Source organism: aff. Roholtiella sp. LEGE 12411 (assembly GCF_015206995.1).
Taxonomy (GTDB): Bacteria; Cyanobacteriota; Cyanobacteriia; order Cyanobacteriales; family Nostocaceae; genus Komarekiella.
The window spans coordinates 1-14,679 of the sequence record NZ_JADEXR010000005.1; the positions used below are offsets into that span (position 1 = coordinate 1).

Consider the following 14,679-nt stretch of genomic DNA (forward strand, 5'->3'; position numbering starts at 1 on the left):
GGGCATTGGGCATGGGGCATGGGGTATTGGGCATGGGGCATTGGGTTGGGGATTAAAAGAATTCTTTCCCAGTCCCCAGTCTTCAATCCCCATTCCCTAACTAGTGATTGTCCCAGTCAGAGGTGAACTAGCGCTGGCGTAGTCTTTAATGGGCATTCTGCCAGCAAGGTATGCTAGACGGCCAGCAACTGTTGCCAAATTCATGGCACGAGCCATTGCTGCTGGGTTTTGGGCAAGGGCGATCGCACTATTAATCAACAAGGCATCTGCCCCCAATTCCATCGCTTCTGCGGCTTGGGAGGGGGAGGCAATACCAGCGTCTACTACCACTGGCACATTTGCATTTTCGATAATAATCTGGATATTAGCGGTTGTTTTCAGCCCTTGTCCGGAACCAATCGGTGAAGCTAAAGGCATGACGGTAGCACAGCCCACATCTTCTAAACGCTTGGCTAACATGGGATCAGCGTTGATGTAAGGTAATACGGCAAAGCCTTCTTTAACGAGTTGTTCTGCTGCTTGTAGTGTCCCAATCGGATCCGGGAGTAAATACTTAAGGTCTGGTATCACTTCTAACTTGATGAAGTTATTATCTTCCTGCCCCAATAATTTTGCCATTTCTCGCCCTAAACGAGCAACTCGAATTGCTTCTTCCGCAGTTTGACAACCTGCGGTATTGGGCAACATCCAGATTTTAGTCCAATCTAGGGCTTCAGCTAAACCTTCATGTCCCGGCGCTTTGGTTTGTACTCGCCGCACAGCCACAGTGACAATCTGGCAGTCACTGGCGGCGACGCTTTGTTGCATTTCCTCGATACTGCGATATTTGCCAGTTCCCGTTAGCAAGCGAGATTGGAAGGTTTTACCAGCAATAGTTAGTGCTGAGTCCAGAGTAGAAACTCGATTAATCGCGTCTGTACAGGAGAGTGCTGAATTTTGTATAGATCCGGTAGGAAGATGCCCGTTGGAAAAATTGGCAGAGTGAGTGAGCATGGAAGTGCGGGTAAATGGCTTAGCGTGGAAGCGCGAATAGTGGAAATCAGAAAGTAAAGGGTCAGACTTCTGCTGACAGATTAAATCGGTAATCAATGCTGCTGTTATGGGCGCCAGCAGAATCCCATTGCGGTAATGACCAGTGGCAAGGGTTAAATTTTTACAATGGCTAGTACCGAGAATGGGTAATTCATCGGGGGTGGTTGGGCGAAATCCCCACCAGAATTCCTGGATGGGATAATGCTGTAATTGAGGATATAGCCGGATCGCTGCTTGTAGTAGTGCTTGAATACCTTCTGGGGTGTTGTGGGGAGTAAAGCCAACATCTTCAACTGTTGCCCCAATCACCAGCGATCGCTTCTCTTTTAGAGACGCTGCGCGATCGCGTCTCGGTACAATGTAAATATCCTGCCCAAATAAAACCCGCTGCAAGGGTAACTCTGGCACCAATTCTGGTACTTGCACTCTCAGCATTTGTCCTTTTCGAGGACGCACAGCTATTGGTAATAATTCATTTGACCAAGCACCTGCGGCTAAAACATAATGTGCAGCCTGGATTACTCCAGCATTGGTTTGGATACCAGTAACTTGTCCTTGTTGTTGCCTAATTGCTTCTACTGTGATGCCTTGTTTGAGTTCAACACCAAGAGACTCTGCTGCTTTCCATAGCACATGCGCTAAAGCTCGGTTATCAACTTGTGCATCTTCAGGATACCACCAGCCCCCAGTTACTTCTGCTCCCAATCCTGGCTGATATTGATGAATTGTCTGTTTGTCTAACCAGTAAGCCGGGGAAGAGGAGGGGGAGGAAGCATTATTATCTCTGTTTGTCCCCATGTCCTCCTTGTCTTCTTCCCTCGTCTTTGCCTCTTCTTCAAAGACCGGTGCTAGGATACCGCAGGGCCAATAACCTGTATTTAAGTCAGTCAGTTCTTCTATTTTATGTGTCCATTCGGGATATAAAGCACGCGATCGCCAGCACAAGGAGCGCATTGCCTCATTAGAGATATTTTCTGCATCTGGTGCTAACATCCCAGCAGCGGCGTGGGTAGATGCGGCGGAGAAATCACGACAAAGCACGGTGACATGTGTCCCGCGCAGTTTTAGTTCAATGGCGATCGATAAACCAATAATGCCGCCACCAATAATTACAATCTCACTAGTCATTAGTCATTAGTCATTGATCATTAGCCACTTATTATTAGTACATAACTAATAACTCATAACTAACTAACTCACGACTGATAACTCATAACTTGTAACTAATGACTAGTACAGTACAGCAAGAATAACTAGACAGGTAGAAACAGACAAAAAATCAGATTTTATGAACGTTATAGCCTTTTATTTTTGTCTAGTCGCTTTTTGTACTAGTAACCACTACCATAAGGCTCGAATTGGTTCGTTGCTTTGATTTGCATCAGTTGATTGAGTATCTGTAGTGCTGTCTTCAGTTGAGTCATCGGCAGCGTTATTCTGGGCAACGCTAGTCCTGCTTTCATTTCTATCTGATGCAACACTACCCCTGCTTTCATTTGTTTGAGATGCAGCATCATCATTTCTGCTGCCTGCTGTGCTATTAACATTGATATTAGCTGGAAGGACTCTGGCTTTTTTGTCACTGGGAGCGTTAGCGCTTTGTTGTCCGCCCATTGGAAAGTTGATGCCTAGTAACGTACCGAGCAGAATTGCTAAGCCGCCAGCCATCAGAATTAAGGGTGTCCATCTACCCATCTTGTTTTGCTCCTTTTTAACCTTCTGGTGTCCACACTATTTGAGAACCTTAACCTAAAAATCCATCAAATTTTGTCACTTTCACATCGCCTAAACCTGAATTTGGCAGGCTAAAGGCAGGTCTGCTGTAGGAGAATGAGGAAGAAGCAATCGCATTCATTAGGTTTTGTGGCTTAACCACAGACCATTGCCGCACTTTGCTACGCCAATTTGCGGCTGATACTTTGCTTTCTACTTTAACTACGCAGGTAGCATAACTGTCGATTATGTGACAGTTTATTACCTTAGCACCGCCATTGTAGAGGTTGATACCATTTTGCTGCAAAATTGTTCGTAAATTTGCTCCAATCTCTTTCGTATGTGCCCCAAACCGTCTTTTTCTCAAGTGCAAACTCAAGGCAAGATAGGTGAATACTTGCTTTAAGCAAGTGTGGCTGAGTGGAGGCACTACGCTCTTGCATTCAATCGTTTTACCTTCAGCTAGAACCTTAGGCATTTTTAGATTGCCAAACTGGCTTTTTGTTGTATATTGACACATTGCCTTGAAAGTTGTCTCGTCGGTCCAGTTTTATGACCACAAATTTCTCACCTCAACTTTGGCTTTATGACACTACACTACGGGATGGCACTCAGCGCGAGGGGCTGTCAGTATCGATAGAGGATAAGTTACGCATTGCCCGGAGACTCGATCAACTGGGAATTCCCTTCATTGAAGGTGGTTGGCCGGGTGCTAATCCTAAGGATGTACAATTTTTCTGGGAACTCCAAGAAAATCCGCTTAAACAAGCAGAAATTGTTGCTTTTTGTTCAACTCGACGCCCTAACATGACTGCCGCAGATGAACCGTTGCTACAAGCTATTCTGGCCGCAGGGACTCGCTGGGTGACGATTTTTGGCAAATCTTGGGATTTACATGTCACAACAAGCCTCAAGACAACATTAGAAGAAAATTTGGCAATGATTCGTGACACGATTGAGTATCTCCGTTCTCAAGGGCGTCGCGTTATTTACGATGCCGAACATTGGTTTGATGGCTACAAGCATAATCCAGATTATGCTTTACAGACATTAGAAGCTGCGATCGCATCTGGTGCTGAATGGCTAGTTCTCTGTGATACCAATGGCGGTACTTTGCCTCATGAAATTAGCCAAATCGTTCAAGATGTGGTAGGAGTGACTGGGGAATGGGGAATGGGGCATGGGGCATGGGGAATGGGGAAAGACTCTTCCCAATCACCAATGCCCCAAATTGGCATTCACACTCATAACGATTCGGAAATGGCGGTTGCTAACGCCTTAGCAGCCGTTATGGCAGGGGCAAACATGGTACAAGGCACAATCAACGGTTACGGTGAACGTTGTGGTAATGCTAACCTCTGTTCGTTAATTCCTAATTTACAACTGAAGTTGGGTTACAGTTGTATCACAGAAGACCAGCTAACGCAACTTACAGAAGCTAGTCGTTTTGTTAGCGAAGTAGTGAACCTTGCCCCCGATGAACATGCTCCCTTCGTAGGACGTTCGGCTTTTGCTCATAAAGGCGGTATTCATGTATCAGCCGTGGAACGTAATCCTCTGACTTACGAACACATTCAGCCAGAACAAGTTGGAAATCGTCGCCGCATTGTGATTTCTGAACAGTCTGGACTCAGCAATGTTTTAGCTAAAGCTCGCAGTTTTGGAATTGAACTCGATCAGCAAAAGGCAGAGGCTAGGGAAATTCTTCAGCGCCTCAAAGATCTCGAAAGTGAAGGATTTCAATTTGAGGCAGCAGAGGCAAGTTTTGTACTGTTAATGCACGAAGCTTTGGGAGATCGCCAGCAGTTCTTTGAAATTAAAGGGTTTCAAGTCCACTGTGACTTGATTGAGGGAAAAGAAACTAGCAACGCTCTAGCCACAGTTAAAGTAGCTGTTGACAGTAAAAATATTCTGGAGGCAGCAGAAGGCAACGGCCCGGTGGCAGCTTTGGATGCAGCTTTACGCAAGGCTTTAGTGAACTTTTACCCTCAGATAGCGACTTTTGAATTGACAGATTACAAAGTGCGGATTCTCAACGGACATACAGGGACGGCGGCGAAAACCCGTGTGTTGGTAGAATCAGGCAATGGTTATCAACGCTGGACTACGGTAGGGGTTTCTACCAATATTTTGGAGGCTTCCTATCAAGCGGTAGTCGAGGGTTTGGAATATGGTTTGTTATTGCATTCCCAAGCAGAAGCTGCGGTGAAAACTTCTAGTTGACAAAAATCACCATATACTCATGGGTCATCTACGCTCTATTTTCTATGAGAATGGGAAGCGATCGCCAGCCAACAGCAGTTTCTAGACTCAATTGCTAAAAACGAGGCAGGAACATGAGGGAAACACTAACTCAAAAGATACAGACTGACTTTGACCGAATTGCATTACTAGAGCAGCCAACATGGAATCACAACAGTCACTATCACAGTTTCCTGCTGAAACAACTACCAACCCACTGTACAAACATTCTTGAAATCGGTTGCGGTACTGGAACATTCTCTGGTTTGTTGGCTCAACGCTCTAACAAGGTTATTGCGATAGACTTATCTGCCAAAATGATAGAAGTAGCTAAGCGCCAGTGTGAGTGTTATACGAATATCGATTTTCAAGTAGCTGACATCTTGCAGTGGGAGTTTCCAGTTGATCATTTTGATGCGATCGCTTCTATTGCAACTTTCCACCATTTGCCACTTGAGAGCTTACTGCCCAGTTTGAAGACTACATTAAAACTGGGTGGCAAATTATTAGTTTTAGACTTACTAGAACATGAGATTGTAAGGGACAGCTTGAGTGATGTGATTGCTGTCCCACTTAGCTGGATATTCCAAGTGTTTAGAAATAAGCGTATCAGACCAACACTGGAAGAAGTGGAAGCATGGAGAGAGCATGGTCGTACAGACAAGTACCTAACTCAATCACAAGCACAGCAAATTTATACAAAAGTGCTAACGGGAGCAATCGTCAGGAAGCACTTGTTCTGGCGTTATTCAGTTTTATGGGAAAAAGAGCGTATTGTAGGCAACCGAGAAACGCTATAATTTCAACCTCAGCTTTTTTTAAGCGTTTTAAACCCGTCGGACTCACCTTATAAGAGGTAAAAGTAATTCCTTTTGCTTTTTTCTTGACTAGTGCCTAGTACTGATATGGTTAAATTAGTGGCTTGTTTACTGTGAATGCAAAAATAGCAGTACAGTGTCCAATTCCAGACAAACAATAATTGTTACTCCCACACCGAAAACGCAACCGACAATATAGGCACAGATATAAAAAGCTAATGCTGCAAATACGTGGTCGATGCCTGCGACAAGGACTTGATTTTACCAACGTTCTAGGAGAAATTTTCCCAGGCTTGGGCAAGCAATTTGCTCAGCCAGCGTCGTTGTTGCCGATCCAGCATTGAGTCATCCGCTAGTACCTGAGCGGTTAATTCTTCCAAGGATTGACCCTGAGCGCGGACAATTTTAACGACTCCAGCGATCGCAGCGGCAACTAATTCTTCATCAACAGGCTTTTGTCGCAGGGCAACAATTTCTTGGGGACTGTCTGGAATGGGATAATTCATGGCGTGGGTTAACAGAAATAAAAAATGAACAATAAACTTGACAAACTCTTAAAATTTCTTTACTGAATCTTTATGCAACTAATAGGGCGGAGTGTAGCGTACTTTCTGCCTTTGTAAAATCTGTCTTAGTGAGTAGATTGATCGGAGATGTCAGGGAAAGATGAGAGAAATCCTTTATTTAGAAATTCCGACTCCGGATACGGCGTCTGTACGTAACTGGTTGCAAACAGATTTCAAACCAGCAAATGGGGAAAAGGTGCTGACCCCGGAAGGCTTTCGCCTGAGAACACCTGCTGGAACTACAAATGCTAGTGAGGCTATTCCCGAAAAATTACCTAGTGAACTTTCTGTATTTGTCTGGTCGGTGCAACGAACTACCTATCTGAAAGTGTTTCGTTGGGCAGATCAACCCTTTCCTGGAGAGGGACAAATCCTCCAACGTTTGGCCACAGAAATCAGGAGCCGTTTTCCGCATCACTACCCAGAACCGCCAGCGATTGATTTATCCCAACAATCAATTTTTGCAGCACTAAGCTCTGTCTATCCCCTCACCGTCAAGTATTTTCAGAAAATGCCCAATGGGGAATATGACCTCAAGCGTGCCTACTGGTGGGAACAAAGATGGCGTGAAGGGGTACGCAATCCCCAGCAGCCGCGACAGGTTGTGTTCTCACACAACAGAAGTACAGAGAAAAATTTCCCACCCTCCCCCTCTTCATCACCAACCTACGACATCATCTATATTGGCGGCGCGTTAGGCGTGATTCATGCAGCAGTGATGGCAAAACTGGGATACAAAGTCTTGCTACTAGAGCGAATGCCATTTGGGCGGATGAATCGAGAATGGAATATTTCCCGCGATGAGATTCAAAGCTTAGTTAACCTGGGTTTGGCAACGCCCGCTGAGTTAGAAACTATTATTGCTAGGGAGTACAAAGACGGATTCAATAAATTTTTTGATGCCAATAATCCGTCTAAACTGCGATCGCCTGTCTTACACACACCCACAGTGCTAAATTTAGGCTTAGATTCCGAGAAATGGCTACAGATGTGTGGACAAAAGTTACAAGCAGCAGGTGGTGAAATCTCGGATGAAACAGAGTTTATCCGCGCAAATATTGATAAATCACAAGTAATAGTTACAGTCAAGCATTTACCCAGCCAAACAGAGAAGCAAGTAAGTGGACGACTGCTAGTAGATGCAATGGGATCTGCCTCTCCAATTGCTTGGCAATTAAATGGTGGTCGTGCCTTTGACAGTGTATGTCCAACAGTAGGAGCAGTAATTGAGGGCGGATTTGAGTCAGGAGTGTGGGATTCTCAGTATGGAGATGTTCTTTATAGTCACGGAGATATCTCGCGGGGAAGACAGTTGATTTGGGAATTGTTTCCTGGAGCAGATGAAGAACTGACAATTTATTTATTTCATTACCACGAAGTTAATCTTGAAAATCCTGGTTCATTGTTGGAGATGTACGAAGACTTCTTCACAATTTTGCCAGAGTATCGCAGGTGCGATATGGACAAATTAGTGTGGAAAAAGCCGACATTTGGCTATATACCCGGACATTTTAGTATAGACAGTAGCGATCGCACAGTTGCTTTTGATAGATTGATTGCGATCGGCGATGCTGCATCACTCCAGTCTCCCCTAGTTTTTACCGGGTTTGGTTCTCTAGTTCGCAACTTAGAGCGCCTAACGACACTGTTGGATACCGCGCTCAAACATGACCTGTTGAGTTTCCAACACTTGAACCAAATTCGCGCTTATCAAAGCAATGTTTCTGTAACTTGGTTATTTTCCAAAGGCATGATGGTTCCGACGGGTAAATTTTTACCACCCCAGCGGATTAACGCCATGCTCAATACCTTCTTTGGGTTGTTAGTAGACGAACCCCTAGAAGTGGCAGATAATTTCATCAAAGATAGATGTGATTGGTTAACCTTTAATCGCCTAGCACTGAAAGCAGCTCGCAAAAATCCTACCTTGTTGCTATGGATTTGGGAACTTGCTGGGCCAAGAGATTTGCTCAGGTGGCTAGGTAATTATTTTAACTTCGGTCGTCATGCATTGATCAGTGCCTTGCTGAGTAAATGGTTCCCGCGCCTTCTAAACCGGATTAAACCTTGGCTGGAACCCCGCTATCCAGGATTGTGGTTGCGACTGCTGACTATTAATTATGCGATCGCAAGTGGTAAACCGCGATCGCGTAATCAGGTAGTAAAAGCTACTCCACCAACACTAATTCAAAAGTCAGAAGCGAGAATTTTGAATTAATCCAGAGTCAAGAGTCCGAAGTCAAGAGTCAATAGTCCAGAATCTAGAGTTTTTTGACCCTTGACCCTTGACCTTTGACTACTGACTATTTGGACGAAAATTCGGCAGTTCCACAGATGCTAACGACTTGCGCCCCTTGGGTGGACGTTGGGGATAAACCACTGGTGAAGGCGAATTAGCATCATTGGTGTTGTCATCTGATGAATTTTCAGATAAATTGATTGCGGATAGTTCCAACTGTGACCAGTAATCTTCAGTTTCTTCAGCATTCGTCTCGGTATGAGGTGAAGTCGCAGAAACTGGTAAGTTATTGGCTGGTGAGATTGCAACATCTGCTGTCCAGGAAATAGAGGTAGTTGCAGGAGGATTTATTTGTTCTGCAACTGGCTCCTCAAATTCCTGTTGTGGTGCAGTTTCTGGTTCTTCATCTTCCAAAATTGATGCTAAAGATTCCCAAGTAGGTGCACTAGCCTGACTGCTATCTACTGGAGTTTGAGCAATAGGCGGTGGCGGTGAGACAGATGCAGACTGAGAGGCAAAAAACATTTGGATCAGACTATCTAATTGCTGATCTAGGTTTGATGACCCTAAAGGTGAAACTTCAGGTGTCTCTGGAGAATCATCAAGTTCTGGGGAAGGGTCTGGTTGTGCTGGTGTTGGCGTGTCTCTCTTGACTGACCAGTTCCAAGATGATGGAGGAGTCGAAGCGGGTTCATTTATTTGATATGGCGGTGATGTTGACGATTCTCGCCAAGAACTATCTAAGTTGTCACTCAAGGATTCTGATTCTGCTGACCAAGGTTTGATTGGCTGTACGTCTGGAAATAAAGACCGAGCTTTTCTTGAAAATCTGCCTTGTCCGCTAGTTATGTCTTTGGGATGTTTTGCAGCATCGTCTAAAGAGTCATAGCTAGGAATGGGTGTCTCTAAACATTTTTCCAGAGCTGCTTTAAATTGCAGAGTCTGGCGTTGTTGTCGCATAAGTCTAGTACGTAACTCCCGACCAGTATTTTCTGCTTGCAATAGCTGCTGAGACTGTTCACTGTAGTTAGTTTGCAGCAACGCACATTCTCGCTCTAATTGAGCAAGGCGTTGTTGGCTAATTTGTAGCTGTGCTTTATAAGTTTCAATGAAAATCTCTTGGTGTTGAACAGTTTGTACCGCAGTCTCTAACTGTTGGAAAAGCGATTTTATTTGTTCTTGGGCGGCGGACAGTTCCTGAGTGTGTTGGTTGAGCATAGACTCAGTGACACTGGAGCGGGTTTTCTGCCACTGCAAAACCTTTTCAGACTCAGCTAAGTCGTCTTTTAGCTGCTCCACTTGCTCATATAAGCCATTATTAGCAGCACGTAATTCTTCATTCAACGCCAGCAGCTTCTGAAATTCCGAGTCAATAAGTACTTGTTTGTCTTTTTCAGGCTCTGCAACCCAGTCTTGTTGAGTGGTATCTTGTGAGAACTGTGGAACTTCAGTCTCGTAATGTCTATCTTCGGCTGGCTTGAGGAGTGGCAATTTTGTAACTGCCATATTTTCATTAGGCACAACTGAGTAAAAAGGACAACTCGCCTGCTCCAGTTGTGGCGAATTAGCAGAATTTAGGGATTCTATCACAGCCCTTTGGTTTAAGGTGTCAGCTTCATTCATTACTCTTGACCCACCTGCTTAAAAATATTCAGCAGTGCTGGCGTTAGCATTGCTGATCAACTGTGTCCGTTTAGGGTTTACTCTAGATGCCAAGTTTAACTCTCCCCAAGCATGAGTAATTAGTCATTAATTTAGAGTTTCCCATTTTGCATCTAGAACTGATGCCGTTATAACACTATGAGGCTCTGCCCCGTCAAGCTTCGGTACGAGAGGGCTTCTAGTTTAAATGCCGATGAAGGGTCTGATACTGCTTGACTTTAGTAAATAATTATGGTATTAATTAGCCGACAAATATTTACACGCTATATAAACTTTAGCGCTGTACATAATTTAGCAAACACTCTTACATCACTATCAATAAATTTGGGAGCAGAGGGGCAGTGTTTCCACTACACTTCGGCTACGCTCAGCGCTAGCGCTCAACAATCGGGGCAGAGGAGGAGGGAAGCACAAGAATAAATACTGACCCTTGACCCTTGACTCAGCACTATTTTCAAGATAGCCAACGAGGACGAAATCCAACTAAGGGCAATTGTTCTGGTCTAATTTCAACAGTTGCGGCGGCGTCGGCGATGGGTAATAAAGGCATTAACCACAGGCTACTGGTAGCGATCGCATCTCCATCATCAGTTTTCAAAGTGTTCTCAGGTAATGAGCCTGTAGAGTTTGTCTGTGGTACTACTTGGTCAAATATCAAACCCAAACCGTCGGGAGATAAACTCATTTGCACATTCCGTTGTTCGGGAGGGAGTACTAGCAGTGGTTTCTGTTGTTCAGTTTTCAGGTCAATTGCTACTACATAAGGCTGTTCTATGTATTGTTCCTTTGACACTAGCTGTGTCAGCAAACAGTAGAGGGTAGATGAAGCCGTATCAAATTGGCAGTTGATAATTGAGCCTGTTGTTTTTAATAATTGTTTCTGCACGCCTTGGTTTGTCACCAAAAATAAATCTCGCGTGTAATCTGTATTAAACTTTACCATTGCAGCTTGAGAGCCATCTTTGGAGAAAGCCTGTACTAAGCCAAACTGCGGCAGAAAATCCAGAGGTTTATTAGCATCTCCTTGCAGCGGTAGAATTGCTGCTCCCTGTCCTTGAGCAACTGCTACGGCTTTACTATCTGGCGTGATCATAAAGTCTCCCCCCGGTTGGCTTTGCAGGCGTTTAAGGGTAGGTTTTTCTCCTGAACCGTTGTTGGTTGCTGGCATAAACCATAGTCCAAAGTCACCGGGATTAGCTTTGTTTCCCCGCTGGACGACAATAGTTTCGCCATCGGGGGACAAATCAAATTTTAGATTTTGATAGTCTTTACTGTCTAAAATCAGGTCAACTTTAGCAGATGGTTCTGCTTGTTCTCCAGATTTTCCAGAAATGCCTGTTGTCGCTGTGTACAACTGAGCCGAAAGTAAATCTTGGTTCTTTGTGGTGCGAGCAGAAAATAAAATTTTCTCCCCATTGGGAAATGGCTCGAAGTCCATTACAACTAGGTCTTTGGGGGTAAGTACCCTTTTTTGCTCTTGGGTTAAGTTGTAGAGAACTAATTGCCCTCGTTCTTCTTGATTGGCTCCGATGTAAAGGATGACGCGATCGCGTGTGCGGAAGCTACCTGTAAAGGGCTGTATCACCCTATTTTTGCCTTCTTGTTGGACAAACTTATCTTTCGCTCCCTGCAACTTCACTTGATAATTGGTGCCATAGGGCGCTGGTGTCAACAATGTATATACCATTCGCCGCCCTGCCCAACTTACTTTACCTGCTAGAGGCGGATCAATCTTTAAGTTATCCTCTACGCTTTTTGTGTCCATTGGGCGGCTAAAGTTTAGGGTGAAGGAAATATCTTCTGCCCCGATTTGTTGGTTTTGCCAGCTAAAATTTCGGACGCGAGCTGTGACAACATCACCTTGTAATATCATGAACCCAATCAGCAAACTCAGCAGTAGCATCAGTAGGATTGCTATACGGTCTAGTGGTTGGGTAAATACTTTGGATTTGGTCATTGGTCATTGGGCATGGGGCATGGGGCATGGGGCATTGGGCATTGGGCATTGGGCATTGGGCATGGGGCATTGGTTCTCAGCAAAGGACAAGGGACAAATGACTAATGACTAATGACTAATAACTATAAGGATTTTTAGGTTGAGGAATTTTTTTTAGGGAGGTAGCAGCAATGGTTAGTTGGCGTTTACCTGCCAGATTTTCTGTCACCATTTGTCCTTCTACTTCTAGCCAATTATCAGCAGAGAAACGCTCTTGGTTATCTTGTAGTTTGACTGGCAATCCTATGGGGTAAGCGTCTGCTGCACAGCAAGTTAGAACAAATCGCGCCAAGAAGAAATATTCTTTTCCTATGTCTGGTGGGTACATGACAAATCCTTGCACTTTGACTTTTTGTCCTGTGTATGCATCTGGTTCAGGATAGACGTTGACAGTGCGTACCCAATCTACGAGCGATCGCTCCTCTGGACGAACAGTAGCTCGAAATGCTTGGGGTTTGATGCGTGCTGTTCCCAATAAATCGGTAACATCGCGTTGGAGTGCCTTATCACTGGCAAAGACTTGCGGTGTGATCATGAAACCCAAAATCGCTGTTGTCAACAATAGAGTACTACCCCAACCAGGAGGAAATAGAGTATTATGCTGGGCGCTTGGTGGCAAATCACGCCGCCGCCGTTGCCAAAGTTCCTGTGCTTTAAAAAAGCCAATAATGATTAAGCCAATGCTACCCACTATTGTCAACCCAAAGTAATTTGGGTGAATCAACAAATTCAGCTTGCCAGTCAGCCAGTATTTCAACATCAAAATACCCCAGGCTGTGATTGCTACTACATCCAGCCACGGGAGTAATTTATTGGGTATTTTAGATTTGCTGTTTTGGTTAGTCATTAGACAAGGGTCAAGAGTCAAAAGTCAAGAGTCAAAAGTCAATATTTGGACATTAGACTTTTGATTATTGACGAATTTTTTAAATTACGTGTAAGTTAATGAAAAGTGTGAACAAAAATGTCAGCTGGGCTGCTAAAGCAAAAAGATAAAAGATAGCTCTAGGCTTAAAAATTGATAGCATCAAGCCTACAGATTTGATATCAATCATTGGCCCAAATACCAGAAACGCTAATAAAGAACCACTACTAAAGGTCGAGGCAAAAGATAGGGCAAAAAATGAATCTACTGTAGAACAAATTGACACTACTGCTGCTAATATCAGCATGGCAACAATTGAGCTAATGGGCCCCGCACCTAGACTGAGGATCAGTTCGCGAGGAGCTAGCACTTGAATAGCCGCAGCGATCGCACTTCCGATAACCATCACTGCTCCCAGTTCCCGCAGTTCTTGAATGCTATTATCTACTAATAGGCGCAGTTTATCTGCAAGTGGTTTACTGGGGCTATAAGGCGAGGCATTTGTCTGGATGAAATCATTGTCTATTCGCGTGGGTATACCCGCTTTTTCTCCAATAAAATAAGTTCCCGATTGTAATAAACTGGGTGCTGTTGCTTCATGTTCTACCTGATAACGTCCCTTGCGGTGTTTGGGTTCAGGTTTTGAGGGTGGATTAAACTTCAAATAACGAGCGATCGCAGGTTGAACGATAGGACTTAAGTCTTTTTGAAAACTGAAAATAAAACCGATAATTGTGGCGATTAATAAGGAAAATACGACTCGTAACACCACTATTTCCGGCTGATCTCGAAATGCCGTCCAAGTTGACCAAATTACAATTGGGTTAATTGTCGGTGCTGCTAATAAAAAGCCAATTGCTACTGGTGTGGGTACTCCCTGCATCAACAACCGCCGCGCCACTGGCACATTGCCGCACTCACACACCGGAAAGAAAATGCCGATCATACTGCCGAATAAAGCACCTAGTAGCGGATTTTTGGGCATTTTTTCCACCAATTTGCGCTCATCCACAAAAAATAATAGCAAACTGGAGAATAAAACCCCAAGAAGCAAAAACGGCATCGCCTCGACTAGCAGACTTAAAAATAACGTAAAACCATTGTTCAGTTGATTCATGAGCGTCGCAGTCAAAAGCGATTTTGAGTTTTAGGGTTCTGCCTAGTCATTCTATCGAAATGGGGATCAAAAGCATGTAGGGACAATTAAACAACATTTGAACAGATCATTGCTCTTTATTTTCAAGTAACGCTTAAGCGCTATAAACCTTTCTTCTTCCTAAATATGGATTTTACCTGAGTGTATTTACTGTCGATGACTAGTCCTAAGATTGTCTAACTTCCGAAATTGTTCCGATGCTAAACCGCAAGTAGCTAGCTACTCATACAACATTTAATCACTTATGTTTATATTTACCGTAATTTGTTTGATAGTATGTTAGCCTAGGCGCATTTTCATCAAGGATTTACACTTATTCAATATTTTGGGATCGTTGGTACTACCATCATTGACTCTGCTTATTTCAAGCAAAATCTCCTCTGAGCTTTAG

General features: G+C 44.1%; 11 protein-coding genes and 2 pseudogenes. 4 read left to right on the forward strand and 9 right to left on the reverse strand.

Annotated features, from left to right (window positions below; genetic code table 11):
- Positions 1-96: 96 nt before the first annotated feature.
- The 4 genes and pseudogenes from IQ246_RS31170 to IQ246_RS02190 form a co-directional block, all read right to left on the reverse strand.
- The gene (locus IQ246_RS31170; protein ID WP_370588446.1) at positions 97-993 is read right to left on the reverse strand and encodes a thiazole synthase; all 897 of its coding nucleotides are present in this window, start codon (positions 991-993) and stop codon (positions 97-99) included.
- Positions 975-2,160 (reverse strand): annotated as a pseudogene (gene thiO, locus IQ246_RS31175) (glycine oxidase ThiO); the annotation flags it as partial. The gene IQ246_RS31170 and the pseudogene thiO, both read right to left, overlap by 19 nt.
- 213 nt (positions 2,161-2,373) lie before the next feature.
- A complete protein-coding gene (locus tag IQ246_RS02185; RefSeq protein ID WP_193999697.1) occupies positions 2,374-2,727 on the reverse strand; it encodes a hypothetical protein in 354 nt (117 codons plus the stop codon).
- Between the two features lie 49 nt (positions 2,728-2,776).
- Positions 2,777-3,118: pseudogene (locus tag IQ246_RS02190) on the reverse strand ((2Fe-2S)-binding protein).
- Between the two features lie 179 nt (positions 3,119-3,297).
- Between IQ246_RS02190 and cimA the strand changes: the two are divergent.
- Together cimA and IQ246_RS02200 are read left to right on the forward strand one after the other, a co-directional pair.
- Positions 3,298-4,968 carry a citramalate synthase gene (cimA, locus tag IQ246_RS02195; RefSeq protein ID WP_193999699.1) on the forward strand — a complete coding sequence of 557 codons (1,671 nt, stop codon included), beginning with the start codon at positions 3,298-3,300 and terminating at the stop codon, positions 4,966-4,968.
- A gap of 113 nt (positions 4,969-5,081) precedes the next feature.
- Positions 5,082-5,786 (forward strand): class I SAM-dependent methyltransferase, encoded by a 705-nt coding sequence (locus IQ246_RS02200; RefSeq protein WP_193999701.1) that lies wholly within the window; start codon positions 5,082-5,084, stop codon positions 5,784-5,786.
- A 290-nt stretch (positions 5,787-6,076) separates the two neighbouring features.
- On the opposite strand, the gene IQ246_RS02205 is transcribed toward IQ246_RS02200, so the two are convergent.
- A complete protein-coding gene (locus tag IQ246_RS02205; protein ID WP_162399192.1) occupies positions 6,077-6,310 on the reverse strand; it encodes a hypothetical protein in 234 nt (77 codons plus the stop codon).
- Positions 6,311-6,470: 160 nt separating this feature from the next.
- Between IQ246_RS02205 and IQ246_RS02210 the strand changes: the two genes are divergently transcribed.
- Complete coding sequence (locus IQ246_RS02210; RefSeq protein WP_193999702.1) at positions 6,471-8,588, forward strand: NAD(P)/FAD-dependent oxidoreductase; 2,118 nt, start codon at positions 6,471-6,473, stop codon at positions 8,586-8,588.
- Positions 8,589-8,666: 78 nt separating this feature from the next.
- On the opposite strand, the gene IQ246_RS02215 is transcribed toward IQ246_RS02210, so the two are convergent.
- On the reverse strand, positions 8,667-10,232 hold the full coding sequence (locus tag IQ246_RS02215; protein WP_193999704.1) for a hypothetical protein: 1,566 nt from the start codon (positions 10,230-10,232) through the stop codon (positions 8,667-8,669).
- A gap of 493 nt (positions 10,233-10,725) precedes the next feature.
- A complete protein-coding gene (locus IQ246_RS02220; protein ID WP_193999706.1) occupies positions 10,726-12,228 on the reverse strand; it encodes a hypothetical protein in 1,503 nt (500 codons plus the stop codon).
- Here IQ246_RS02220 and IQ246_RS30745 point away from each other — a divergent pair.
- Complete coding sequence (locus IQ246_RS30745; RefSeq protein ID WP_255515423.1) at positions 12,215-12,340, forward strand: hypothetical protein; 126 nt, start codon at positions 12,215-12,217, stop codon at positions 12,338-12,340. The genes IQ246_RS02220 and IQ246_RS30745 overlap by 14 nt on opposite strands.
- Before the next feature lie 3 nt (positions 12,341-12,343).
- Here IQ246_RS30745 and IQ246_RS02225 read toward each other — a convergent pair whose 3' ends face one another.
- Together IQ246_RS02225 and IQ246_RS02230 are read right to left on the reverse strand one after the other, a co-directional pair.
- Positions 12,344-13,114: a TIGR03943 family protein gene (locus IQ246_RS02225; protein ID WP_193999708.1), complete on the reverse strand. Its 771-nt coding sequence runs from the start codon at positions 13,112-13,114 to the stop codon at positions 12,344-12,346.
- A gap of 79 nt (positions 13,115-13,193) precedes the next feature.
- Positions 13,194-14,249, reverse strand: a complete 1,056-nt coding sequence (locus tag IQ246_RS02230; protein WP_193999710.1) for a permease — start codon at positions 14,247-14,249, stop codon at positions 13,194-13,196.
- Between the last annotated feature and the right edge of the window lie 430 nt (positions 14,250-14,679).

Coding starts and splice junctions, on each gene's coding strand:
- IQ246_RS31170 (WP_370588446.1), bottom strand. CDS start 993: ATGCTCACTCACTCTGCCAATTTTTCCAACGGGCATCTTCCTACCGGA.
- IQ246_RS02185 (WP_193999697.1), bottom strand. CDS start 2,727: ATGGGTAGATGGACACCCTTAATTCTGATGGCTGGCGGCTTAGCAATT.
- cimA (WP_193999699.1), top strand. CDS start 3,298: ATGACCACAAATTTCTCACCTCAACTTTGGCTTTATGACACTACACTA.
- IQ246_RS02200 (WP_193999701.1), top strand. CDS start 5,082: ATGAGGGAAACACTAACTCAAAAGATACAGACTGACTTTGACCGAATT.
- IQ246_RS02205 (WP_162399192.1), bottom strand. CDS start 6,310: ATGAATTATCCCATTCCAGACAGTCCCCAAGAAATTGTTGCCCTGCGA.
- IQ246_RS02210 (WP_193999702.1), top strand. CDS start 6,471: ATGAGAGAAATCCTTTATTTAGAAATTCCGACTCCGGATACGGCGTCT.
- IQ246_RS02215 (WP_193999704.1), bottom strand. CDS start 10,232: ATGAATGAAGCTGACACCTTAAACCAAAGGGCTGTGATAGAATCCCTA.
- IQ246_RS02220 (WP_193999706.1), bottom strand. CDS start 12,228: ATGACCAAATCCAAAGTATTTACCCAACCACTAGACCGTATAGCAATC.
- IQ246_RS02225 (WP_193999708.1), bottom strand. CDS start 13,114: ATGACTAACCAAAACAGCAAATCTAAAATACCCAATAAATTACTCCCG.
- IQ246_RS02230 (WP_193999710.1), bottom strand. CDS start 14,249: ATGAATCAACTGAACAATGGTTTTACGTTATTTTTAAGTCTGCTAGTC.